The sequence below is a fragment of the Haladaptatus sp. R4 genome (assembly GCF_001625445.1).
GTDB lineage: Archaea > Halobacteriota > Halobacteria > Halobacteriales > Haladaptataceae > Haladaptatus.
In genome coordinates this window covers 161,527-182,411 of the sequence record NZ_LWHG01000031.1, presented here as the reverse complement: position 1 = coordinate 182,411, position 20,885 = coordinate 161,527, and the positions used below count along the sequence as shown (strand labels likewise).

Below are 20,885 nucleotides of genomic sequence, written 5' to 3'. Positions count from 1 at the left end.
CCACTGCGGTTATTTCATCGAAATGAAAACGTGTTCGACGGATCAGTCTTCGCCGCGTTTCGCCATTACCACCGTACTTTTCGCACCGAGACGCACGCGTTCGGGGAGCGACCCGGAAATGAACTGTTGGAGGAGCGTTTCGCGCGTCGCGCCGAGGATGGTCACGTCGTAGTTGTTCGAGCGATGGATGATCTCTTCCGGTGCGTGTTCCGTCTTGACGATACTCGAACTCGCCTCGGGAACGTCGCCGAGTCGGGTTTCGACGTCCTCGATGAGTCGTCTCGCCGCCTCCATCTCCTCCTCGGTGGCGTCCGTCGACACGCAGTGAACGATATCGATTCGAGCGCCCGCGGCCGTCGCCAGTGCATGTGCGAGGTCGACCGCCAAATCGGAGTGGACGCTATCGGCGACGGCCAGCAGGAGCCGGTGTGCCTGTTCGGCCGAGGACCCCAACTCCTCGACGTACGGTTCCAGTCCGAACCGTTCGACGTACACGTCACAGGTCGCGGATTCGAGGAACCGCTCGATCGTGTCGCCGCGAAGCAACCGCTGTCGCTGTGAGGTCCGCTTCCGCGTCCCGAGGAACACCGCGTCGTACTCCCCCTCATCGACCAGTTGCTGTAGGGTCCTCGCCTCCTTGTGCGCGAGACAGACGCTCCCCTGCATCGAATCTCGAAACCCGTTATCCTCGGCCCAATCCAAAAGCCGTATTACGTCATCACGTGCTTTCTTCCGTTCCTCCTCGATCGTGGAGTCCCGCGCGACGGTGTCGAGCGGTGTCTGTGCAGGGAAGAGCAGGATATTGACCAGATGCACCACGCCGTCCCGGGAACGCGCCAGCGACGACGCGGCCCCGAGTAGTCGCTTGATGTCGTACTCCTGTTCGTCGTCCGTCTGGGTGTCCAGAATCGGCACGAGGATTCGGTCCCCATCGTGAACGTCCTCGTCCTCCTCCATGACGAACTCGATTTCGATGCTCTCCTCCGCCGTTCCGCCATCCGTGACGAGACCGTCCGCCGTTTCGAGTGGGTCGTGCTCCGCCGTTGGGTCGAAAATCATGAATGGCATACACCGGGCAGACATATCAATGCACCAGCGCCGTCAGAACGGTTTTCGAGTTGAATTTTCTCGTCAGTCGGTGAACGGTCCGAAGGGGCTGATTCGATCGCTGGCCGTCCCGTTCCCGTTCTCACCTCCCTTTTTCACGGACGACGACGCCTACATCAGCGCGTGCGCTCTCGAAATCGCCATCAGTGGCGATACGGCCGAGCATGTCCTGATAGCGCGTCAGCCTGAGGACGTACTCGTTGGGCGCGGCGTCCGGCTTTTCTTCTGGGGGACCGTAGTCGGGCATCGGGAGCAACGTTCCGTCGTCGAGGGCCAGAACGTCCAACTGGTCGAACGCGGCACCGTCGTGATACAGACGGTATTTCGCACGTCGAAGCGTGTCGGCGGCGGTCCATTCCTCCCACGGGGCGGACGTGGGCGTCCAGTCCCCGATCCGTTCCATGGTGATGTCCCGGTTCGGGTACACGAACGAGTCCGGCGCATCGTCGGTTCGCCAGTCGTCCGGGTTCGAGTCGAGCACCGCTTGCTTGTGGTCGGCGTTGCTCGCCATGACACATAGTTGCACACCGGTCGCTAAATAAGTGTTTGCCAGTCGATTATCGTATTCAACTCGACAGCCGATGAATCCGATCCTGCATCCGGTATCGATCGGAGATGACTCCCAGACAACAATTTGTACCCCGACGGCGTAACGATGTCTGGGGGACAGTATGGAACACGTAGACGAAAACAAGGAAGTAGTCAATCGACTCATCAACGAATTCGTGAACGAGGGGGACGAAGCGGTCGCAGACGAACTGCTCGCGCAGGATTACGTCCGATACGACCCCGACGCACCGTCGGGTGCGCAGGGTCCCGAGGAGTTCAAGGAGATGATTCAAATGTTCGGGGAGGCGTTTCCGGACGCCGAAGTGACCATCGAGGAGATGATCGGCGAAGGCGATTTGGTCGTCTTCCGCGGCACCGAGACCGGCACCCACGAGGGCGATTTCATGGGTCACGAACCGACGGGCCAGACGTTCGAGATCAGTGGTCTCGCCATGCATCGCGTCGAGGACGGGGAAATCACCCAGACGTGGGCCAACTGGGACATGCTCGGCATGATGCAGCAACTCGGCGTCGTTCCGATGCCGGACGACCTGATAGAGATGACCGAATAGCCGTTCGACTTCCATTTTTCCGACCGACGGCGAAACCAACCGGTAGCTTCCTGTTTGACAGACACATAGTGCTACAGGGGATGGAGAATGGGAGAGATAGCTGTCGGCGAACCCGAAGAACTGGCAACCACCTTAGAGGAGACGGAGTCGCTCGCGATCGTCTGTCATCACCAGCCGGACCCGGACTGTCTGGCGAGTGCCTACGCGCTCGAATGGATCGCAACACAAAACGGCGTGCACGACACGGACATCTTCTATCAGGGGCACATCACGCACCAGGAGATCCGGTCGTTCATCAGCATCTTCGACATCGAACTGAACGAGATCGACGACACCGCCTTCGAGGAGTACGACCTCGTCGCGTTCGTTGACCACTCGATTTCGGGGACGAAGGTGGAAATGCCGTCGACCGTCTCCGCCGACGTCGTCATCGACAACGTGGAATCGATCGCCGAGACGGAGGCGTCGTTCGTGGACGCGCGCCCCGAGTACGGCTCGACGGCGGCGATACTCGCGGAGTACGTGACCAAGTTGAACGGGAAGCCACCTCGCTTGGTCGCCTCGGCGCTATTGTTCGCCATCCACCGCGAACGACTGGACGACATCCGCTACCCGACCGAACTCGACTACCGGGCGGCGCTCGACCTCTTCCCGCACGCCGACATCGACCTCATCGAGGAGGTGTACGGGTCGTCGCTCACGCCCGAGACGCTGGACGCGGTGGGGCGGGCGATTCACCACCGCACTCTGCGCGGGTCCGTCCTCGTCTCCAGCATCGGGCAAACCCCCGACAGCGGCGCGCTTCCGCAGGCCGCGGACTACCTCCTTCGACTCGAAGGCGTCCGAACCGTGCTCGTCATCGGCATAGTCAACGGCGACCTCTGGCTCAGCGGTCGGTCGTTCGACCCCCGCATCGACATCGGCGCGGTCCTCAACGGAGCCTTCGCCGACTTCGGTACCGCCGGGGGGCATCAGGACCGCGCCGGGGGACAGGTCTCGCTCGGCATCTTCGCCGACAGCGACATGGACTCGCCCGCCATCAACGAACGACTGTTCGACATCGTGTCAGAACGGTTCTTCAAAGCGTTGGCACTGGAAGAGGACTAGGACATTCGACCGTTGTCTCCGTATCACTCGTCCGTGAGCTGATTCGAGCGGTTGACGACGGACATGAGGACGATACTGGTCTCGATTTCGAGGGAATTTTCGGAAACAGTCCTCACCTTACCTCGCTCGCCAGCCGCCGATTTCACGGGTCTTCACGATGTACGCGAGAAGATAGAGGATAAGCGCGACCCAGATCCCGGCAACGAAGCTCTCGACCGCGACAACCGGAATATCGACGGTAAACATCGTTCCCCAGACGACGACGGCAAAGAGGATGATCGCAGACGTTCTCCCGGTGACGCCAATGTCCCGGAACCACTGTCCGAACCGCTTTCCTGCCGTCGTGGTTCCCGCGGACCGACGGCGGTCCCGGTCAGGACGAATCCGACGGCGACCCACCACCACGAAATCGTACCGAGGTCAAAGAGGCTCGTCACCGTTCCGAAACTGGAGAACAGTACTATCGTTATTTCCCCCCACGTCGGCGAGCGGTCGGGGAACCAGTCGGAAACCGTGCGGACCATGTTTGCCGAATGTTCTCAACAAATCAACTAATTTCTTTCTCTACCACCTCATTCCGTCCCGCTCATGCGTCCGTTCCGATCCAACGACTTCGACGAAGCCCGGCGATGAGCGTCCGCCGTTCCGTCAACGCGAACCCGACCGCGATGACGACGAACCCGACGACGGTGTGGACGGTGATGGTCTCGCCGACGATCACCCAACTCGCGATGGCGGTGACGACGGGAACCACGTAGGAGACGAGCGCGGTTCGAACCGCACCGATGCGATCGATGAGTTCGAAGTACGCCGAATACGCCCCGGCGGTGGCGATCAGCCCCAGATAGAGGACCGAGAGCAGGAGCGTCGAACTCCACCCCGTCGAGACGTGCTCGCCGAGACCCACGCTCACGAGGTGGAGGAAGAGACCGCCGAACAGGAGGCCCCAACTGGTGGTCACGAGCGTCGGAAGCGTCGTCTCGAATCGACGCGTGAGGACGGTTCCGGAACCGAGACTGGCCGCACCGCAGAGGACGATCCACGGACCGAGTCCCGCCGCCGAGAGGAGCATGTCGGGGCTCGGTTCCGCGACGACCGCAACGCCGACGATACCGAGGACGATGCCGAACACCGAGACGACGGACAACCGCTCGCTCGGCAACAGCAGCCACGCGAACAGCGACGCCAGTATCGGGTTGAGCGCGAATATCACGGCGGCGACGGGACCGGGGGTCGATTGCTGGCCGAGGAAGAGGAAGGCGTTCGCTCCGGCGGCGACGAACAACCCGGCGGCACCGATGGTCAGCCAGTCACCCGTCAGTTTCGGCCGCCAGTCGTCGTATCGGTAGACGACGGCCGGAAGGAGGATGACCGACGCGATGTCGAGGCGACTCGCGGCGAAGAACACCGGCGGGAGGTTGTGCAAGCCGACGGAGATGGCGACGTAGGAACCGCCCCACGCCAACGCGACGTAGGCGAACAGCGCGGCGACGAAACGGGAGTTTCTCACGTCCGTTCCGACACGGGGGACGGATAAAGCGATGTTGACGGGAGCGAGGTTGGCCGGTAGGGTAACCTCGGAGACGGGAGTTCGTTGAAAAAATACGACGGACCGTGGAGTGCCGTCGTGATATGTATCGCAGCGATCAGTCGTCGGGGTGTTTCAGTTGGGCGCTACGCTCTTCGAGTTCGTCCTCCCGCACAGGTTGGACGTTCGTCATCGCGTCACGGTTTCGGTTCTTCCGGGCCGCGATTCGTTCCGCCCGTCGCCGTTGAAGCCCGTGCAGGACTACCTCCATCCCTTCGGCTTTCGTGATGACGACCACCGCGTAGCGTTCGTCGTTCGGACGCGTGCTCGCCGCGCCGTGAGTGGGATGGCGTTGTGTGGACATGGTTACCTTCTGAGTTACCCGCTGTGTTCTATCGCACGATACGGAGAAGATTACTCCCGTCCCCTGTAAAAGAATTGAGGCCCTACTGTTCGCGCTCGTGAAGTTCTCAGGGGCTGAAACGGAGATTCGTGGTCGATCCGGCCGACTCGAAATAGGGTCGAAAACAGGGAGTTGTCGGTATCGACTCCAGAACGTCGAGGGACGATGCTCACTCGTTCCGGCGGGTGTAGGTGAGGATACCGGCACCGAGCGCTCCGAGTACGGACACCGCACCGAGTTGTTCCATCGACGGCGAGCCATCGCCGTCGCCGTCCGTTCCGCCCGCATCGGACGTCGTGTCCGGCGTCGTCTCCGACCACCAGTTGCCGACGAGCGTGACGCGGTATCCGTCGTCGTTTGCGTCGCCGTGGACTGGGTCGTCGTGGTCGGACTTCCCGTGGACACACCGAAATCGGAGAGAGCGTCGCGGAGGGTGGTGATTTCGAGGTTCCGATCCTTCGACATGCGAATCGTCTCCCGAACGCGAGCGGGCGTGAGCGTCTCCTCCCGACTGTGGCCGACGAATATTCCGAGTGCGCTCTCGCTCCGAACCTTGTCGAGAAAGCTCCCGATTTCCGACGTCGACAGGTCGTCGCCGCGGAACACCGTTCGACCGAGGTGATACGGATCGAGCGATTTCCGCGGATTGAACCCGCCGTGATGCTGGTTGGCGAGCACGTCGTAGTACTCCGGGATCAGTTCCTGCACCCGTCCCTGCGTCCGTCCGAACGGGAGCACGATGGCCGAGATATCCACGCCGAATCCCTCCAGCGTCCGCTTCGAATCCGCGAGCGAACGGCGGATCCGCTCGTCGGTGTAGCGTTCGGTGACGCCGTCGGCCGCCGTAAATCCGGTCCGGAGCGGTTTCTCGCTCACGAGGTACTCCCCCGAGGAATCCTCACCACCGTCGGCGACGCTGAACGTCGCCGACCGATTGCCGTCCTCCACGACGATTTCGTCGCCGGGAACCCGGTCGTGGAAGTTCGACTCGACGTACACCTTCGTATCTCCCGGTTCGATGTCCCGCGTGACAGCGATCGCTCCCAGCGCTCGATGCCGAACCGAGTGGGACATGATCTCCCAGCCGTCACCCTCCATCTCCTGCAACTGCTTCGGAGAGAGCCACGACGAATGCCCGATGCGGTCGGAAACTGCCGCGATACAGCCCGGAACGCCCTCGTCCCGATGCACGGGGAACGTTTCGGTGTAATCTTCCTCCGGCGAATCGTCGTAGATGAACACGACCCGCCCGTCCGGCCCGTCCGTCGAGCGGGCGGTAACGGGGGAACTCAGGAGGGAGAGACTAACCGCGCCAACGGACGCACAGAACCCGCGTCGAGTGGGTGTCGGTGTGCCGGTCACAGCACTCCCCTCGTGCGAAAATCGCGTTGGAATTCGTTCTCGGATTCGTTCGCTCGTCCGTTTCTCGGAGGCGTGCATGTCGCCGCGTTGTAGCTCGTCGTTGAACGTTCGGCAGGAACCATCTCACGAGGCGAAACGGCGGAATACGAGTTTGTTATTCGCCACCTGTGGAGGGATGTTCCGGAGCCTGAAACGGGGCACTCCACGGCCTGAAACGGAGGAGGTTGAGCCTGAATCGAGGTGGCTGAAACCCTGAACCGGAGTATCTCGAACCCTGAACCGAGACAACCGATGTCTACTCCCCGACGAAACTGCCCGCACACCGCCGCCCGGTCACCGTCGAAACGTGAAATTTCGGCCACAAATCAGTGGGTGGTTCGCGTCGTGCATCTCACGGAGAATGCCCGAAATTCCACGGCGGCGGGTACTAGGGGGAACTGCTGGGTTGGCGTTCGCACTCGCAGGATGGGGGGCGAGCGGCGGCCGTGCGAACGAACTCGGGGTCGCTGATTCCATCGTCACCTCGACGGCGGAGTTGGAAGCCACGTTCAGGAACCTCTCGCCCGGCGAGACGGTCCTCATCACGGGGGAGAACGCACCCTATCGAACGACGGGGTGGCTCGACATCGACGTGGACGACGTCACCGTCGTCGGTCCCGGCGTCCGGACGCTCATCAAACCGGCGGCGGACGCCAACGTCGGTGGGTTCCGTATCGGCCATCATCGCCACTGCGAGAACGTCACGATTCGCGGCATCGGCTTCGACGGCAACCCCGAGGAGCAGAACATCTTCACGAAGCTCTGTCACGGCATCATCGTCCGTGACGCCGAGAACGTCACGATTTCGGGAAACTACGTGACGCGAACGCATCCTTACCACGAACACAGCACGGGCGGGAGCGGCATCAGCGCCGAACGGGAGAGTCGGAACGTTCGCATCCTCGGCAATCGCATCGAGGACATCGGCGACAGGGGAATCCAGGTCGGCGGCACGCGCGTCGTCGTCTCCGGAAATACCGTCACGAACGGACTCGACCGCTCTATCTCCTGTGACATCTGGCGACGGGGACGCCATCGACAAGGGAAACACATCGCCGTCGTCGGCAACGTGCTGGGGAACAACCGAGAGGGCAGTCTGATCGGTCTCGGCGGCGATAAAACGCAGGGTAACGGCGGCTACGTCCTCATCGCGAACAACCTCGGCTTCGGACACCACAAGTCGTTCTTTCACCTCGGCTTCGACGGGACGACTCACGCCGTTCGAATCGCCGACAACGTCAGCGCACAGGAGAAACGGGACGACTACTCGGGTATTTCGCTCGATATCGCCCACGCGAACCACATCACCGCCGTCGACAACGACCTCTACGGCTACGGCGGGCGGGGAATCAACGTTACCGACGGCATCACCGATTTCGTCGTCGCGCGAAATCGGATTCGAAACGTCGCGAGCGACGGCATCAGGATCGACGGCGCGGAGGACGGCATCGTGTCCCGAAACACGATTTCGGGGACCGGGCGGACGGGGATCATGCTCGCCGACGCCCGGTTCGTCACGGTCGAAGGAAACCGTCTCAGTGATCTCGACCGCATCGGACTCGTCGCCGCCGGTGGCGAGACGAATCACGAACTCCTGAACAACCGAATCCGAAACTACGCGGCCGGAAAGGGCCACGAAGCCGGGATGTTAGTCCGGAGCGAGGGAAATCTCGTCCGGCGAAACCGCATCTACCGGAGCGGCGGACCGGCAATCGTGGAAGGCGACGGGGCGGACAACTGCTACGACGGCAACTGGTCCGACGTGCGGGGACCGTGGCACGTCTCTAGCCCGACGTCGCGCGTCCGGAACAACACGCCAGCGTTCGACGTTCATCGCGGCGTGGCCGTCGACGAATTGGGACACGCAACGGTGAAATTCGAGAAACCCTACGCACAGCGTCCGAAACTCACGTTCGGGCGCGTCGGTGGCGGTATTCGTGGCGTGGAGTATCGGACGGCGAAAAACGGCGATTTCGACGGCGTGCGACTCACCACGAACGCGCCGAACTCGAAACTCGACCTGTTCGTGGAGTCAGTCTGACCGATTCGCCGCCGCTGGTTCTCCCGCGGAAAGTCGAAGGAAGACGACGCTTCCCTCGGTTTCCTCCTCCGGTTCGTCCCACCTGTCGCGGTCGGTCGGATGCTGGTAGAACAACTCCGGCGGCACGTGTGCGCCCTTTCCCTGCGGTTTCTCCGGCATCAACACGTAGTGGCCGTCCCGGGGGCCGCGTAGGTGGACCCGGTAGTAGATTTCGCCGTCCCGCGCCGTGCGCTCCTCGGCGACCCGTTCGACCGTGAACTCGCGCGGGTCCCGGAGCGTTCCGGTGTCGGTTCCGACCGTGACCGCATCCCCGCGTCGCAGTCGATAGAGCACCGATAGCAATCCGCCGCCCGCCGTCTCCCGTGCGAACTTTCGTTGTGGCATACCGAAAAGGACGCGCCGGACGGGGATAAACGAATCCGCGGCAATGGGATCGAGCGGGGGAGACCGACCATTCCCGCCCGATCCCACCCGATTCCGTCCGACCGATTTCGCCCGAACGTTTCTTCCGACGCGGAACGAACGGGGCGTATGAAGCGAACGACGACCGCGGACGCGGCGAATTGGTTCGACGTGTTGCTGGAAACCGAACGGGCGCAGGCCGCCTCGATGGTGTTGTCGACCGGACAATCGACGGGCGGACCCGAGAATCGCCACGAGGGGAACGAACAGTGGCTGTTCGTGATTTCGGGACGGGGGAAGGCAGTCGTGGCGGGCGAGACGGTCGGCCTGTCGGCGGGCGCCCTCGTCTGTATCGAGCCAAGGGAGACGCACGAGATCACGAACACCGGGGAGGAACCGCTGGAAACCGTCAACCTGTACGTGCCGCCGGAGTACTGAAAACGGAACTCCGATTCTCGACTACAACCGTTCGATTTTGATGAAATGCCGCGTGCGGTCGGGTGCGTCCCCGGTTTCGAACAGGGTGTTGAACGACGCGTTCGGGTCGGCGCGGAGGCGGGCGAAGCAGTCCCGACAGACGGTCGCGGAGTCGGCGGCGTCGGAGGACGACGTTCGGACGGGGGCGGAACGCCCTTCGATTTCGGTGCGGACGACGCGGAGAACTGCGTCGTCTCGGCAGCGCGAACAGGCTGAAGCGTCCGATGCGGACTCGTTGGGTGCTGGCGTCTCGGGAGTCATCGCTCGTCGGGACCACGACGGTGTCGCGCAAGAGTATGCGGTTCGTACGGATTGGGGAACTGGGCGGTAGCCACGTCCTACTGTCGGAAAACTGCCCCACGAAAGGGTGATGGTCCGGATCGGCCTAGCGTCACTTGGGGAGCAACGGAGGGGATCTCTTCGGTCCACGCGACCCACCGCGAGAAGCAACTGGAGGAACCATGGCAGTCCAATCACGAGACGAGAGCTTACGATCGATTCCGCTCTATCAGTTCGAGGGGACGGACGTGTGGCAAGAGGGGGACGACCACGCCCGACTGCGGGGCTATTTCCCGCTGTCGCCGGGGACCCCACAAGCGAGCGAGGTGGCGGGCGAGGACATCATGCTCGTCTGCATCGAACTCGAACCCGGCAACTATCTGCCGACACACCGCGACAGCAACGAGGAGTTGTTGCACGTCACAGCCGGAACCGTCGAGGCGACGGTGGGCGACGAAACGATAGAACTCTCGACCGGAGAAATCGCGGTCGTTCCGGCCGAGGAACCGCACAGTATCCGAAACGTCGGGCGGAAGGCGGCCCGTATCCTCGGAATCTTCCCGAACGACGAACTGACCGCGACGTTCGAGAAACCGATGGAACCGTTCGGCACGAACGTCATCACCATCGGCCCAGACGTCGAGACGGAGTGAGTCCAGCGAGGACTCGTCGGCAGAAGGCGGCGGGTCGGCACACGCTTTTATTCCGTCCGACCCAATTTCGACCGATGCTCATCGCCCACGGTGACGACCAATATCGGTTCATCACGCAACCCGACCACGCGGCGTTGGCGGGGCAGTTCGCGGAACACTGGGGAAACGAGACGTTCGAGCGTCCGATGCCGTCCGCCGCGATGACCCTCGTGGCGACCACCCACGACGACGGCTGGTGGGAGTACGACCGAAAACCACACATCGAAGACGGCGACCTCGTTAACTTCGTGAGCGTACCCGCCGACGAGTGGGTCGAGTTCTACGACGACGGCATCAGCTCAGTCGCCGAGTTGAACACCTACGCCGGACTGCTGGCGTCCATGCACGGTTCGGGACTCCGCCGCCGACGCTACGGCCTCTCCACGTCGTGGCCCGACACGCAACCCGCCTTCGAGGAGTTCGTGGCGAAGGAGGAGGAACGACAGACGAGACTGGCGGGCGAGTTGATGGAAGCCGACGAGGACGAGGAGCGGCCCTCGGAGGAAGATATGGAACTGCTCACCGCGATTCACGAACAGGGAGAACCACCCGAGGACACGATTAGCCGCCTCTGGTGTAACTACGAACTCCTGCAAGTGTGGGACGTCCTGTCGCTGATCCTCGGAACGACAGAATCGCCCGACCAGACGACCATCGAGGACGTTCCGACGGCACCCGGCGAGGAGGTTTCCATCACGGTGAGACCGGTCGGCGACGGCGAATTCGAACTGGATCCGTACCCGTTCGACGAGTCGCCCCTGACCGTCTCCGTGGCCGCCCGAGTCGTCCCGAAGGGCGACTACGGGACGGAGGACGACTTCTGTCGGGCGTACTACGCCGGGGAGCACGAGACGGTCGAGTTCACGCTTCGCGCATGATTCCGCTGTTTCACGACTTTCGCGGGGAGCGCGTGCTCGTCTTCGGCGGGGGACGGGTCGGCTACCGGAAGACCCGTCGCTTCGCGCGCGAAGCGACGGTCGTTGTGGTCGGAGCGGAGTTCGACGAGGAATTCCGAGCGTTCGACGAGTTCGAAGAACCGGACGAACACCGAAAATCGACGAGCGAGGCGCGTGCGCCTCGCTCGTCCGGGCGCACGTCTCGCCGGGGGATGTGGATTCGTGGCTCGAAAGAGTAGCACCCGCACTCGTCGTCGCCGCGACCAGCGACGAGGAGTGCAACGCGGCCATCGAGCGAGCGGCGAGCGAGCGCGGGATTCTGGTCAATCGCGCGGACCGGAGCGGCGAACGGGAGTCGGGAAGCGTCGTCGTTCCGGCGACGACCGCGACGGCGACGTGGTCGCGCCGTCGGGACCGGCGGGCGCAGTCCGGCACTGAGCAAGGAACTCAGGAAACGAATCGAACCGGAACTGGAGGGGGCCGAAATCGTCGCGGCGGTCACGAGCGACCTGCGCGAAGCACTGAAACGAAGGGACGTCCCCCCGCACGAACGGCGCGACGCCGTTCGTGCGGTCATCGAGTCGGATGCCGTGTGGAACGCCGAGGACGAGAAAAGCGCGAGAGAGGAAGCGGATGCGGTCGTGGAACGAATTCTGGAGTAGTTACGATTCGAACTGCCGGAGCGCGACGAACCGGTCCTCAGCCGCGCCGTCGGCGAGCGCGTCCCGCGCTCGCTCGACGCCGTCGTCGATCGATTTCACGTCGTCGCGGGCGTACAGCCGAAGTCCCGCGTTGAACGCGACGGCGTCCGCGAGGTCGCCGTCGCGCTCGCCGGTGAGAACCGCCTCGGTGATTTCGGCGGAATCGGTCGCCACGTCTCGATGTCGAGCGCGTCGGCGTCGAACTCCATTCCGTGGCGGTCGGTCTCGATTTCCGCGCCGTCCCACTCGACGTACGTCGTGTGGCCCGGTCGAACGTCGTCGTAGCCCTCCAATCCCTGGAACATCAGTACGCGCTCGACGTTCTGGGTTCGGCTCTCGGAGAGGGTGTTGATCATCCGCTCGCCGAACGTCGTGTGGAAGAAGCTCCCGAGGTGGACCGACGCGTCCGCCGGGTTGGCGAGCGTTTCGACGGTGTTGACGAACGTCCGGACGCCGAGCGCGCGACGTCGTATCGAGGGCGGCGACGGCGGGGTTGAATCGCGCTTGGTCGTAGAACCCGAAGCCGACCTCGTCCGTCATCGCGGCGCTTTCTTCGGGGGAAAGGTCGGTTTCCACGCCGAGTTCGGAGAGGACGTGCCGGTAGGCACAACCCTCGCTCATGGGGACGCGGTCGCCGCTGTGGACGACGACGGGGGTTCCTGCGGCCGCCGCGACGAGCCCCGACGCGACGCCGAGGAGCGCCGTCCGGGATTTGCCGTCGTAGTTCGCGCCGCAGTCCACGGGGTCACGGTCCGGTGCCGCGATTTCGACCGACTCCTCGCGCATCGCGTCCACGAAACCGGCCAACTCCTCGGGCGTGTTGCGTTTCCAGCGGTTCGCCACCCAGAAGCCGCCGAGCGCGACGGGGGACACGTCGCCAGCGAGGATTTCCCCGAAGGCGAACTTGGCCTCCTCGTAGCTCATGTCGTCGGCGGACTTCGGCCCGGAGCCGACGTGTCCGACGAAGTCTCGAAACTCACGAGTCATCACTCGACACCTCGCTCCGAGACGACGGCGTCCGCGAACGACGACACGCCGACCGACGGCGCACCTTCGAGGAACTCGGCCACGCGGTCGCGCACGGAGACGACGTCGCCGACGACGGTAACCGCGGGCGGTTCGATGCCCACTTCGTCGCGCCGCTCAACGATGGTATCGAGCGTTCCGGTGACGGTGAATTCGTCGTCCCGCGTCGCCTTCTCGATCATCGCGGCGGGCGTGTCCTCGGGAAGTCCCGCGTTCCGCAGTGCGGTCACGTTATCGGGCAGGCGACGGACGCCCATCAGGATCACCAGCGTTCCGCCCGCTTGGACCGTCGCCGCGAGCCCGTCCCAGTCGAGCGCGCTCTCGGGTTTCGTCGGGTCCTCGTGGCCGGTGACGAACGTCACGGACGAGGCGTGGTCGCGGTGGGTCACCGGGATTCCGGCGACGGCCGGTGCGGCGACGGCGCTCGAAATCCCCGGAATAATATCGAAGTCGATTCCGGCGGCCGCGAGGTGCTCTGCCTCCTCGCCGCCGCGGCCGAACACCGTCGGGTCGCCGCCCTTGAGCCGAACGACGTCCTTCCCTTCGCGTGCCAGTCGAACGAGCAGGCAGTTTATCTCCTCCTGTGTGGTTCGCTCGCCGTCCGGACCGGGTCGCTTGCCGACGTACATCCGCTCCGTGGTCTCGGGACACGACTCCACGATTCGGTCGTCCGCGAGGTTGTCGTGACAGACGACGTCCGCGTCGTCGAGTAGTCTCCGCGCCTTTACCGTCAGCAGTTCCGGATCGCCCGGTCCTGCACCGACCAAATAAACCGTTCCAGTGTGCATGCTCATGTTCGTCCTCCGCGTCGTGCGCTCCGGTACCGCGCTCGGTAGCCGTCTTCGGCGTCGTCTTCCCCGCACTCCTCCATCTTCTGAAACTCCCGTACCTTCGCGATGAACAACGAACACGGCTCCCGGCAGGGGAACTCGCCGTCCCCGCGTGGAACCGCGATTTCGTCGTCGTCCGTCGCGTCCCATTCGCGCCGCGCACTGCACTGTGAATCCACACAACAGGCTTCGACGGCGTGGTCGAGCGCTTCGCGCCCGATGTCCCCCACGTCGGCGTACACGCCGGTTTGGCGCTCGGCCGTCTCCCGAAAGTGGCTCACGTCGAGTTCGCCGTTCCGCTCGCGGTACCAGTTCGAAATCGTCGCCGGGTAGACGAACTCGAGGCCCGCAGGAGTTCGTCGGCGTCGAGGTCCGAACACACCCACCCGGTGGGGAGCGTCGCCGCCGTCGCCAGCGGGCGGTACTCCCCGTCGTCCGTGAACCGAACCCGGTCGCGCGTTTCTGCGGGGTCGGCATGGGAGTCGAGTTCGTCCGACTCCGCGCCGCGGTCCTCGACGTGCCGGATTTCGTATCGGCGGTTACCGTTGGCGGTTCGCGTCGTCGTGATGGCGAGTTGCCCCCACGTTCGGGTCGCGTCGTGAGGTTCGTCGCTCTCGCCGTCCGCCAACCAGTTCAAAAACGCATCGCGGGCCGCCTCGGCCTCGCTACGCTCGGTGTCGTCGGCCTGCGCGATGGTTTCGACCGGCTCATCCCCGTCATTGAGCGTCGCTCGCGCTCGCTCGACGACGACGTCTGCGACGAGCGGTTCGGTTCCGACGGCACCCGAGTACCAGACCCGTTTGCCATCGACGTCGGCGGGGACGGGATACCCCGATTCTGCGTCGTCGGTCAGGCCGATGTCCTCCGGGATGTCCTCTTGGGTGTGGTAGCCGTCGGCGACGAACAGCGGGACGACGACGAGTTCGTCGCTCTCGAAGTGGTCGGTCAGGTCGTCGATGTACGGCGCTTGGTCCATGAACAGCGCTCGCACTTCGTCGAAGCGCTCGCGTGCTTCGAGACCCGCGACGTGGTCGCGGGTCGCCTTCGCGCTTCTCGGATTTCGTTCGGTGCCGTGGCCGACGACGGACAGTCCGACGCCGTCCCCGACGCTCGGGTCGTCGGTGACGTGTTCGGCACGTTCGACGATGACGTCGGCCATCGATTCGTGGGTCCCGACCGGGTCGGCGTAGCGAACTCGCTTGTCCACGTCGAGGTCCCACTCGTCGGTGAGCCGGAGCTCACGGGGGAGCACCTGTTCCGTGAAATACCCCTCGCTGGTGAAGAGGGGGACGACGACTACGTCGGTCGATTCGACCGTTCTGAGGACTTCGCGCAGCGACGGGGCTTCCTTCCAGAAGGCTTCCCGAACCTCCGCGAAGCGGTCACGGGCGCGTATCTCGTCGGCGTGGTCGTAGATGGGTCTCGCCGACCCGGCGTTCCGGTGTGAACCGTGACCAACCAGTACGAGCGCCGTGTCCTCGATCATTCTTCGGGTTCTTCGTCCTCCTCGTCCCGTCGGTCGGAGAGGTGCTCCCAGATTTCCGTACATCCTGCACCATCAGGGACGTCCTGTAGGTGGTCGTCGTCTTGAGATTCGTTTCTGTGACATTCGCTCACGTGGTCCTTAGTCACTGATTGTCACACCCCATTGTGAAACTACCGCTGTCGGTTCAACGACGGACTCGTCCACGAGTCGGCGTGTCGCTACATCACTGGTATTCATCAGGACACCCTATGACGGGAATCCCCTAAATCGCGTCTCTACCCGTAATTCCGGCCACTGCTCCCACATACCGGTAAGAATCACTGCTATCTCCGACTCCCGTGTTCCGGCAATTCGTGCAGGAAATAGGTTGGCCGTGTAGGTATCGAACGTTCCGCCCGTTTCGACGCGTCAGGCGATTCGGCGGGGATTGCGTCCGCCGATGTATTGAGGGTTCGGAGACGCGGAGATAGGGCATGGTAACTGCGGTTCGGACGCTGGACGAGGGTGCGTGGGTCAACGTGAACAATACCCGAATCGTCGGCGTAAGCGATATCTGGCCGCTCGTGGACCACGACGTCTGTGATTGTGATACCGCGTTGTTCCTCGTCGAGGTGTTCACCGACATCGGAGTGGACGGTCCGTGGGTGGAAGCCCGTGCGGCGGGACAGTGCATCGGCTGTGGGAAGCGGGGCGCGACGGGGTGGCTTCGGATCGGACGCGCCGATGGGGACGAATTCCGTTCCATCGACTATGAAGGGGGCCAACGGCCGTCGAACGCCCGGTTCTCGGACTAGAGAGTGGGTCGCTACCATGTCCCCGCGATACTTGCCGCTTTTTCCGACCCCCGGCGGGCATTGACGCGGAGATGGGGTGTTTAGGCGTGTGTGCTGTAGCGATTCCCATGCCTACCGACGTAGAGAAATGGAAGGATGATATCTATGGGGAAGAGATCAAGGACCACATGCGGCGATTCGCCGAGGAGGGCTGGGAAGCCATCCCGGAGGACGAACACGACGAGTGGTTCGAGCGGTTCAAATGGTGGGGGCTGTACCACCAGCGCGACGGCCAAGAGAGCTACTTTATGATGCGTATCGGACCGCCGAGCGGCTACCTTGAACCCGGTCAGCTTCGGGTCATCGGTGAGATCGCTCGGGATTTCGCCACCGGCCCGGCCGCGAACCCGGAGTTCGGCAACGGCTACGCCGACGTGACGACGCGACAGGCCGTCCAGCTTCACTGGATAAACATAGAGGACGTGCCGAAGATCTGGGAGCGCTTGGAAGACGCTGGTCTCTCGACCAAGCAGGCCTGCGGTGACTCGTGGCGGAACATCGTCGGCTGTCCGGTCTCCGGGAAGGACAAACGCGAGTTCGTGGACGCGGTTCCCGTCGTCAAGGACCTCAACGAGAACTTCAAGGGTAACCCCGAATACGAGAACCTCCCCCGGAAGTGGAAGGTGTCGGTGACGGGTTGCCGCGAAGGCTGTGGCCAGGGCGACATCAACGACATCGGTATCGAACCCGCCGAGAAGGAAATCGACGGTGAGACCGTCCGCGGGTTCAACGTCCGCGTCGGCGGGGGTCTGGCGGGCCGCGAAGCGCGCTTCGCCCGCGACATCGACGTGTTCGCCGAACCCGACGAGGTCGTCCCCGTCCTCGGCGGACTTTCGGGACTGTTCCGCGACTACGGTAACCGCGACAACCGACGCCGCGCCCGCATCAAGTTCCTCGTGGACGAGTGGGGGCCGGAGAAGGTCCGTAAGACGCTTCAGGAGGAGTACGTGGATTTCTACCTCAAGACGGCGGGCGACGACCTGCGCGAGGAGTACTCGTACAACGCGGGCGTCCCGGACGACCACGGGCACGCCGACCACGTCGGCGTGCACGAGCAACCCGACGGGAACTATTACGTCGGCCTGAACGTCCTCGTCGGCCGCGTCGGTGCCGAGGAGATGATCGAACTGGCGGACATCGCCGAGAAGTACGGCTCCGGCGAGGCGCGACTCTCCCAGCGCCAGAACATCATCCTGACGGACATTCCCGAGGAGAACCTCGACGCCCTGCTCGACGAACCCGTCCTCGAACGCTACAGCCCCGACCCGCACCCGTTCCAGCGCGGTTCCATCGCCTGTACGGGAACGGAGTTCTGTTCGCTCTCCATCGTGGAGACGAAGAACCGCCAAGTTCGTCTCTCGCGCTGGCTCAAGGAGAACGTGGAACTTCCGGACGACGTGGAGAACTTCCACATTCACCTCTCCGGCTGTACCGCGTCCTGTGCTCAGCCCCAGATCGCCGACATCAGCCTCCGTGGCATGAAGACGCGCAAGGACGGCGAAACCGTCGAAGCCCTCGACATCGGCGTCGGCGGCGGACTCGGCAAGGAGCCGAGCTTCGCGACGTGGATCCAGGAGCGCATCGCCGTGGACGAGGTGCCCGGCGCAATTCGCAACCTCATCGACGGCTTCGCGGCCCGACGCGAGGACGGCCAGACGTTCCGCGAGTTCGTACACTCGCTCCACGCCGAGGAACTCGAAACCCTCGCCAGCCCCGAGGAGACCAGCTACGAGGACCCGTACATGCACAACACGAAGAAGACGTGGTACCCGTACGCCGAGGACGACGACATGGACGCCAGTCCGGCACCCAACAGCCCGGCCGACCCGATTTCCGGCGATGACTGAGCGTAGCGAAGGAATCCCGGAAGCCAGTGAGCCGCAGCGTGAACACGACCGCCTCACGCTGTTTCCGGCGATGACTGAGCGTAGCGAAGGAGTCCCGGAAGTCAGCGAGTCGCAGCGCCAAAGGCGACCGTCTCGCGCGGTTTCGGGGGACGACTGAGATGGCGGACCGCGTCCTCTCGGTGAACGCCTACACCACGTTCGACCTGCTCGACGCCGTCGCGGAGGGCCACGGCTGGACGGACGAGGCGATGGCCGTGTTGAACGTCAAAACGCCGCGGAAGAACCCGGACGAAGTCCTGCTCCAACTCGAACTGGACAACGGTTCGCTAGACAACCTCCCGGCACACGCCGACACGGTGTCGCTCTCGCCCGACGAGGCGCGGACGCTCGCCGGGGAACTCGAACGCTACGCCGAGAAGGTCGAGGACGAGCAGGCTTAGAGGTTGTAGCGGAAGTCACACGAGGTGCAGCGAAGCGAGTCGTTTTTCCGCACGATGACGCCGATACCGCACTCCGCACAGACTCCCTCGTACACGACCGAACCCGTCCCCCTGCGGAGCATTTCGTCCCGAACCCGTTCCATCTCGGCGATCTTTCGTCGCTGTTCGGTTATCTGCCGTTGAAGCCGCGCGAGTTGCTGGAGTTGCCGCTCTTTCTCGGTTCTGCCTGCCGATCGTCGCCCTCGTGTTCGCATGTGCTGACCACCATGTGAACGGAGGAGTGCGATAGACATTAACTAGCGCTCATAGTTTGCAAGGTATTCATTACCGTTTCGCATATCGATCGTTCGTCATTCGAGAGGAACTGTCGATATCGTCTAGTAATCGCCTTCTCCGACCGGCGTTATGTGAGAACGGGGATTGAAAGGGCGGGTTCGCGACTGTGAGAGTTATACGCCTGCAGGGGCACCGGCAGCGACGCCGAACGCGAGGACGACGGCGAAGAAGACGGCCGTTGCGACGATTACTTCCGATGAAGGTGTGTACCCGAGTTGGTCATACATTCCCGTGGCGAGGCTGTGACCCACATCGTAGAGCGCGTTCGCAAGCTTGGTGATCGAAGCCGTCGGGCTTGGCAGGTTGGGAACACATTCCTCGCCGACGCAGCCCTCGACGCCACCGGACGAGAATTTGACGGCGAAGCAGTCGTTGTCGGGGTCGTAAAACAGATCGACGTTCGCTTGGTGCTGGACGTTCCCAGTGATTTGGTCACCGCTGACACTGACACTGGGGCCGTAGCCGATTCCGGCCGAGATGACGGTTCCGTAGTACCAAGTTCCGTTACAGTTGAACCAGTGAGTTGTCACCGGTGAGTTGGCGTACGTGCAGATATCGTCCGCCAACGGGATGTTCTTCAAACACCAAGTGAATGGAATCGCGGACGGGAGACCGGGAATCCAGCCCGGAATACCTTCTGTGGTAACTTCCCCACTCGATTCTGCGAGATTCTCGTTGGCCTTCTTTTGGAGGGCGGCGTGCATCTTCGAGAGCTGCTCCTGCGTGAACGGAGAGGACTTCTGTTGATCCCCGCTAGCTGCCGCTGCGCTTCCGACAGCTCCGAACGAGAGGACCGTGGTTGCTCCCGCTCCGATTAGTTTGAGGATGTTTCGACGCCGCTTGTTCGTATGGTTATTATCTATTGCACAAATAAATAATTTAAGTTAATAAAAATTAAATTATTATAAAATATCTATTAGATTTATATTCAGATATAATTCTTCGAAGAAAGTAGAGATAGATTAAAATAACAATCTCAGTACATTCACAAGCATAGAGTGATAGTAGCGAACATGGCTCTCCAACTCGATTTATTCGCTGTACTACATGCTGATCGGGTTTCTATCGTTCATCGGGAGCTCGAAAAACGAGTAACAGAAACGGATTCCGACGCGGTGTTTATCGAATATCCTGAACGTCGTCTAACTGCGGTAGAGTGGGTTACTGCGTTCCTCCAGCGGCCGCTCGTCGTGACCGGGTTCATGATTTATGCGCTACTCTTTTTTCCGATATCCGCTCTCATCTCACGCACGACACTCCCATCGGAAGCGGGAGCAGCACGAACACTCGGCGAAGAAACAAATATTCCGATACATGATATCGACCCACACGCATCCATTTTCCTCTTTCCTGGCGGCATCTTAACCATCGCCTTAAACTGGATCGCGCTCCTCGCAGTGGCTTTCGTCTTTTCACCGGTACGAACGGGAACGACCGTCGGTGTCGTAATCGTCACCTATGCGGTCGTTCGAGCGAGCGCACAACTCTCACAGCGCCTTGCGGCCGCACTCAGCATTCCGACTTTCCTCTTTTTCTTCCTCGCACAGATTACCATCGGGTCATTCCCGACGCTCGTACTGGCAGGAATCGCCATCCTGTGGTCGCTCTATACGACGGTCAATGAGCGGAACGCAGCGATGTTGGAACGAGCGCGCGAAGTGGCCACAGCCAACGGATACGACCGGGTCGTGTTCATAACCGGGCAAACGCACGTGTCGGGGCTTCGGGACCGAGTCAGTAACAATTCAGACCTCGAAATTAGGACAATTTGGTCCCGTCGCCCCCTCCGAAGCGGCGTGTTGGCTCGAAGCGCCGAGAATACTACACAGGTGAGTCAAGAGAACTGATGACGGAAACCCATTCGTACGACCGTTATGACGACAACAAGAAAAGCGACCAGATAGGCCATACGACTATACGCCGAGCCGGAGA

The 20,885-nt window shown here is 62.5% G+C and carries 25 protein-coding genes and 3 pseudogenes; 13 read left to right on the top strand and 15 right to left on the bottom strand.

Features of this window, described 5'->3' with window-relative positions; translation table 11 throughout:
• Positions 1 to 42 precede the first annotated feature (42 nt).
• Positions 43 to 1,059 (bottom strand): universal stress protein, encoded by a 1,017-nt coding sequence (locus A4G99_RS21615; RefSeq protein ID WP_066148232.1) that lies wholly within the window; start codon positions 1,057 to 1,059, stop codon positions 43 to 45.
• Between the two features lie 130 nt (positions 1,060 to 1,189).
• Positions 1,190 to 1,618 (bottom strand): hypothetical protein, encoded by a 429-nt coding sequence (locus tag A4G99_RS21610; protein WP_066148230.1) that lies wholly within the window; start codon positions 1,616 to 1,618, stop codon positions 1,190 to 1,192.
• A 160-nt stretch (positions 1,619 to 1,778) separates the two neighbouring features.
• Here A4G99_RS21610 and A4G99_RS21605 point away from each other — a divergent pair, with 160 nt between their 5' ends.
• Positions 1,779 to 2,228, top strand: a complete 450-nt coding sequence (locus tag A4G99_RS21605) for an ester cyclase (RefSeq protein ID WP_066148228.1) — start codon at positions 1,779 to 1,781, stop codon at positions 2,226 to 2,228.
• 87 nt (positions 2,229 to 2,315) lie between these two features.
• Entirely contained in the window at positions 2,316 to 3,335 is a 1,020-nt protein-coding gene (locus tag A4G99_RS21600; protein WP_066148226.1) for a bifunctional oligoribonuclease/PAP phosphatase NrnA, read from the top strand.
• Positions 3,336 to 3,452: 117 nt separating this feature from the next.
• On the opposite strand, the gene A4G99_RS21595 is transcribed toward A4G99_RS21600, so the two are convergent.
• The 3 genes from A4G99_RS21595 to A4G99_RS21580 all read right to left on the bottom strand — a co-directional run bounded on the left by A4G99_RS21595 (position 3,453) and on the right by A4G99_RS21580 (position 6,628).
• Positions 3,453 to 3,740, bottom strand: coding sequence for a hypothetical protein (locus A4G99_RS21595; RefSeq protein ID WP_223302105.1), 288 nt, complete (start codon positions 3,738 to 3,740; stop codon positions 3,453 to 3,455).
• 181 nt (positions 3,741 to 3,921) lie between these two features.
• On the bottom strand, positions 3,922 to 4,845 hold the full coding sequence (locus A4G99_RS21590; protein ID WP_066148224.1) for a DMT family transporter: 924 nt from the start codon (positions 4,843 to 4,845) through the stop codon (positions 3,922 to 3,924).
• 136 nt (positions 4,846 to 4,981) lie between these two features.
• Complete coding sequence (locus A4G99_RS21580) at positions 4,982 to 6,628, bottom strand: polysaccharide deacetylase family protein (RefSeq protein ID WP_223302104.1); 1,647 nt, start codon at positions 6,626 to 6,628, stop codon at positions 4,982 to 4,984.
• 400 nt (positions 6,629 to 7,028) lie between these two features.
• On the opposite strand from A4G99_RS21580, the gene A4G99_RS21575 reads away from it, so the two are divergent.
• A complete protein-coding gene (locus A4G99_RS21575; protein WP_066148219.1) occupies positions 7,029 to 8,708 on the top strand; it encodes a right-handed parallel beta-helix repeat-containing protein in 1,680 nt (559 codons plus the stop codon).
• On the opposite strand, the gene A4G99_RS21570 is transcribed toward A4G99_RS21575, so the two are convergent.
• A complete protein-coding gene (locus A4G99_RS21570; protein WP_066148216.1) occupies positions 8,700 to 9,092 on the bottom strand; it encodes a hypothetical protein in 393 nt (130 codons plus the stop codon). The genes A4G99_RS21575 and A4G99_RS21570 overlap by 9 nt on opposite strands.
• A 147-nt stretch (positions 9,093 to 9,239) precedes the next feature.
• Here A4G99_RS21570 and A4G99_RS21565 point away from each other — a divergent pair, with 147 nt between their 5' ends.
• Entirely contained in the window at positions 9,240 to 9,548 is a 309-nt protein-coding gene (locus tag A4G99_RS21565; RefSeq protein ID WP_066148213.1) for a cupin domain-containing protein, read from the top strand.
• 21 nt (positions 9,549 to 9,569) lie between these two features.
• Here the strand turns inward: A4G99_RS21565 and A4G99_RS21560 are convergent, their stop codons facing one another.
• Entirely contained in the window at positions 9,570 to 9,848 is a 279-nt protein-coding gene (locus A4G99_RS21560) for a hypothetical protein (RefSeq protein WP_066148211.1), read from the bottom strand.
• A 200-nt stretch (positions 9,849 to 10,048) separates the two neighbouring features.
• On the opposite strand from A4G99_RS21560, the gene A4G99_RS21555 reads away from it, so the two are divergent.
• The 4 genes and pseudogenes from A4G99_RS21555 to A4G99_RS30025 form a co-directional block, all read left to right on the top strand.
• Positions 10,049 to 10,519 (top strand): cupin domain-containing protein, encoded by a 471-nt coding sequence (locus A4G99_RS21555; protein WP_066148208.1) that lies wholly within the window; start codon positions 10,049 to 10,051, stop codon positions 10,517 to 10,519.
• Positions 10,520 to 10,593: 74 nt separating this feature from the next.
• The gene (locus A4G99_RS21550) at positions 10,594 to 11,436 is read left to right on the top strand and encodes a DUF3891 family protein (RefSeq protein WP_066148205.1); all 843 of its coding nucleotides are present in this window, start codon (positions 10,594 to 10,596) and stop codon (positions 11,434 to 11,436) included.
• The gene (locus A4G99_RS27905) at positions 11,433 to 11,693 is read left to right on the top strand and encodes an NAD(P)-dependent oxidoreductase (RefSeq protein WP_255359166.1); all 261 of its coding nucleotides are present in this window, start codon (positions 11,433 to 11,435) and stop codon (positions 11,691 to 11,693) included. Before A4G99_RS21550 ends, A4G99_RS27905 begins: the two co-directional genes overlap by 4 nt.
• Positions 11,669 to 11,773 (top strand): annotated as a pseudogene (locus tag A4G99_RS30025) (bifunctional precorrin-2 dehydrogenase/sirohydrochlorin ferrochelatase); the annotation flags it as partial. The gene A4G99_RS27905 and the pseudogene A4G99_RS30025, both read left to right, overlap by 25 nt.
• 343 nt (positions 11,774 to 12,116) lie before the next feature.
• Here A4G99_RS30025 and A4G99_RS21540 read toward each other — a convergent pair.
• The 6 genes and pseudogenes from A4G99_RS21540 to A4G99_RS26235 all read right to left on the bottom strand — a co-directional run bounded on the left by A4G99_RS21540 (position 12,117) and on the right by A4G99_RS26235 (position 15,643).
• A pseudogene (locus tag A4G99_RS21540) lies at positions 12,117 to 13,142 on the bottom strand (anthranilate phosphoribosyltransferase).
• The gene (gene cobA / locus A4G99_RS21535; protein WP_066148202.1) at positions 13,142 to 13,975 is read right to left on the bottom strand and encodes a uroporphyrinogen-III C-methyltransferase; all 834 of its coding nucleotides are present in this window, start codon (positions 13,973 to 13,975) and stop codon (positions 13,142 to 13,144) included. The pseudogene A4G99_RS21540 and the gene cobA overlap by 1 nt, the downstream one beginning before the upstream one ends.
• Positions 13,972 to 14,292 carry a hypothetical protein gene (locus A4G99_RS27900; RefSeq protein WP_223302103.1) on the bottom strand — a complete coding sequence of 107 codons (321 nt, stop codon included), beginning with the start codon at positions 14,290 to 14,292 and terminating at the stop codon, positions 13,972 to 13,974. Before A4G99_RS27900 ends, cobA begins: the two co-directional genes overlap by 4 nt.
• Positions 14,289 to 14,639: a DR2241 family protein gene (locus A4G99_RS27895; RefSeq protein ID WP_223302119.1), complete on the bottom strand. Its 351-nt coding sequence runs from the start codon at positions 14,637 to 14,639 to the stop codon at positions 14,289 to 14,291. Before A4G99_RS27895 ends, A4G99_RS27900 begins: the two co-directional genes overlap by 4 nt.
• 105 nt (positions 14,640 to 14,744) lie before the next feature.
• Positions 14,745 to 15,497 (bottom strand): annotated as a pseudogene (locus tag A4G99_RS27890) (CbiX/SirB N-terminal domain-containing protein); the annotation flags it as partial.
• On the bottom strand, positions 15,494 to 15,643 hold the full coding sequence (locus tag A4G99_RS26235) for a hypothetical protein (RefSeq protein WP_190303844.1): 150 nt from the start codon (positions 15,641 to 15,643) through the stop codon (positions 15,494 to 15,496). The pseudogene A4G99_RS27890 and the gene A4G99_RS26235, both read right to left, overlap by 4 nt.
• Positions 15,644 to 15,970: 327 nt before the next feature.
• Here A4G99_RS26235 and A4G99_RS21525 point away from each other — a divergent pair, with 327 nt between their 5' ends.
• From A4G99_RS21525 to A4G99_RS21515, 4 genes are all read left to right on the top strand, one after another.
• Complete coding sequence (locus A4G99_RS21525; protein WP_066148199.1) at positions 15,971 to 16,291, top strand: hypothetical protein; 321 nt, start codon at positions 15,971 to 15,973, stop codon at positions 16,289 to 16,291.
• Positions 16,292 to 16,398: 107 nt separating this feature from the next.
• Positions 16,399 to 18,177, top strand: coding sequence for a nitrite/sulfite reductase (locus tag A4G99_RS21520; RefSeq protein ID WP_066148196.1), 1,779 nt, complete (start codon positions 16,399 to 16,401; stop codon positions 18,175 to 18,177).
• The gene (locus tag A4G99_RS26230) at positions 18,170 to 18,334 is read left to right on the top strand and encodes a hypothetical protein (RefSeq protein WP_190303843.1); all 165 of its coding nucleotides are present in this window, start codon (positions 18,170 to 18,172) and stop codon (positions 18,332 to 18,334) included. The genes A4G99_RS21520 and A4G99_RS26230 overlap by 8 nt, the downstream gene beginning before the upstream one ends.
• Position 18,335: 1 nt before the next feature.
• On the top strand, positions 18,336 to 18,617 hold the full coding sequence (locus A4G99_RS21515; RefSeq protein WP_066148193.1) for a DUF6360 family protein: 282 nt from the start codon (positions 18,336 to 18,338) through the stop codon (positions 18,615 to 18,617).
• On the opposite strand, the gene A4G99_RS21510 is transcribed toward A4G99_RS21515, so the two are convergent.
• A complete protein-coding gene (locus A4G99_RS21510) occupies positions 18,614 to 18,871 on the bottom strand; it encodes a hypothetical protein (protein WP_066148190.1) in 258 nt (85 codons plus the stop codon). The genes A4G99_RS21515 and A4G99_RS21510 overlap by 4 nt on opposite strands.
• 195 nt (positions 18,872 to 19,066) lie before the next feature.
• Positions 19,067 to 19,657: a hypothetical protein gene (locus tag A4G99_RS21505; RefSeq protein WP_066148187.1), complete on the bottom strand. Its 591-nt coding sequence runs from the start codon at positions 19,655 to 19,657 to the stop codon at positions 19,067 to 19,069.
• Positions 19,658 to 19,966: 309 nt separating this feature from the next.
• On the opposite strand from A4G99_RS21505, the gene A4G99_RS21500 reads away from it, so the two are divergent.
• Entirely contained in the window at positions 19,967 to 20,800 is an 834-nt protein-coding gene (locus A4G99_RS21500) for a hypothetical protein (protein ID WP_066148184.1), read from the top strand.
• Positions 20,801 to 20,885 lie beyond the last annotated feature (85 nt).

Excerpts from the sequence above, each read along its gene's own strand:
- A4G99_RS21575 (WP_066148219.1), top strand. The coding sequence starts at position 7,029 with ATGCCCGAAATTCCACGGCGGCGGGTACTAGGGGGAACTGCTGGGTTG.
- A4G99_RS27905 (WP_255359166.1), top strand. The coding sequence starts at position 11,433 with ATGATTCCGCTGTTTCACGACTTTCGCGGGGAGCGCGTGCTCGTCTTC.
- A4G99_RS21610 (WP_066148230.1), bottom strand. The coding sequence starts at position 1,618 with ATGGCGAGCAACGCCGACCACAAGCAAGCGGTGCTCGACTCGAACCCG.
- A4G99_RS21570 (WP_066148216.1), bottom strand. The coding sequence starts at position 9,092 with ATGCCACAACGAAAGTTCGCACGGGAGACGGCGGGCGGCGGATTGCTA.
- A4G99_RS21550 (WP_066148205.1), top strand. The coding sequence starts at position 10,594 with ATGCTCATCGCCCACGGTGACGACCAATATCGGTTCATCACGCAACCC.
- A4G99_RS21520 (WP_066148196.1), top strand. The coding sequence starts at position 16,399 with ATGCCTACCGACGTAGAGAAATGGAAGGATGATATCTATGGGGAAGAG.
- A4G99_RS21505 (WP_066148187.1), bottom strand. The coding sequence starts at position 19,657 with ATGCACGCCGCCCTCCAAAAGAAGGCCAACGAGAATCTCGCAGAATCG.
- A4G99_RS21615 (WP_066148232.1), bottom strand. The coding sequence starts at position 1,059 with ATGATTTTCGACCCAACGGCGGAGCACGACCCACTCGAAACGGCGGAC.
- A4G99_RS21560 (WP_066148211.1), bottom strand. The coding sequence starts at position 9,848 with ATGACTCCCGAGACGCCAGCACCCAACGAGTCCGCATCGGACGCTTCA.
- A4G99_RS21525 (WP_066148199.1), top strand. The coding sequence starts at position 15,971 with ATGGTAACTGCGGTTCGGACGCTGGACGAGGGTGCGTGGGTCAACGTG.
- cobA (WP_066148202.1), bottom strand. The coding sequence starts at position 13,975 with ATGAGCATGCACACTGGAACGGTTTATTTGGTCGGTGCAGGACCGGGC.
- A4G99_RS21500 (WP_066148184.1), top strand. The coding sequence starts at position 19,967 with ATGGCTCTCCAACTCGATTTATTCGCTGTACTACATGCTGATCGGGTT.
- A4G99_RS21515 (WP_066148193.1), top strand. The coding sequence starts at position 18,336 with ATGGCGGACCGCGTCCTCTCGGTGAACGCCTACACCACGTTCGACCTG.
- A4G99_RS21600 (WP_066148226.1), top strand. The coding sequence starts at position 2,316 with ATGGGAGAGATAGCTGTCGGCGAACCCGAAGAACTGGCAACCACCTTA.
- A4G99_RS26230 (WP_190303843.1), top strand. The coding sequence starts at position 18,170 with ATGACTGAGCGTAGCGAAGGAATCCCGGAAGCCAGTGAGCCGCAGCGT.
- A4G99_RS21565 (WP_066148213.1), top strand. The coding sequence starts at position 9,240 with ATGAAGCGAACGACGACCGCGGACGCGGCGAATTGGTTCGACGTGTTG.
- A4G99_RS21605 (WP_066148228.1), top strand. The coding sequence starts at position 1,779 with ATGGAACACGTAGACGAAAACAAGGAAGTAGTCAATCGACTCATCAAC.
- A4G99_RS21510 (WP_066148190.1), bottom strand. The coding sequence starts at position 18,871 with ATGCGAACACGAGGGCGACGATCGGCAGGCAGAACCGAGAAAGAGCGG.
- A4G99_RS21555 (WP_066148208.1), top strand. The coding sequence starts at position 10,049 with ATGGCAGTCCAATCACGAGACGAGAGCTTACGATCGATTCCGCTCTAT.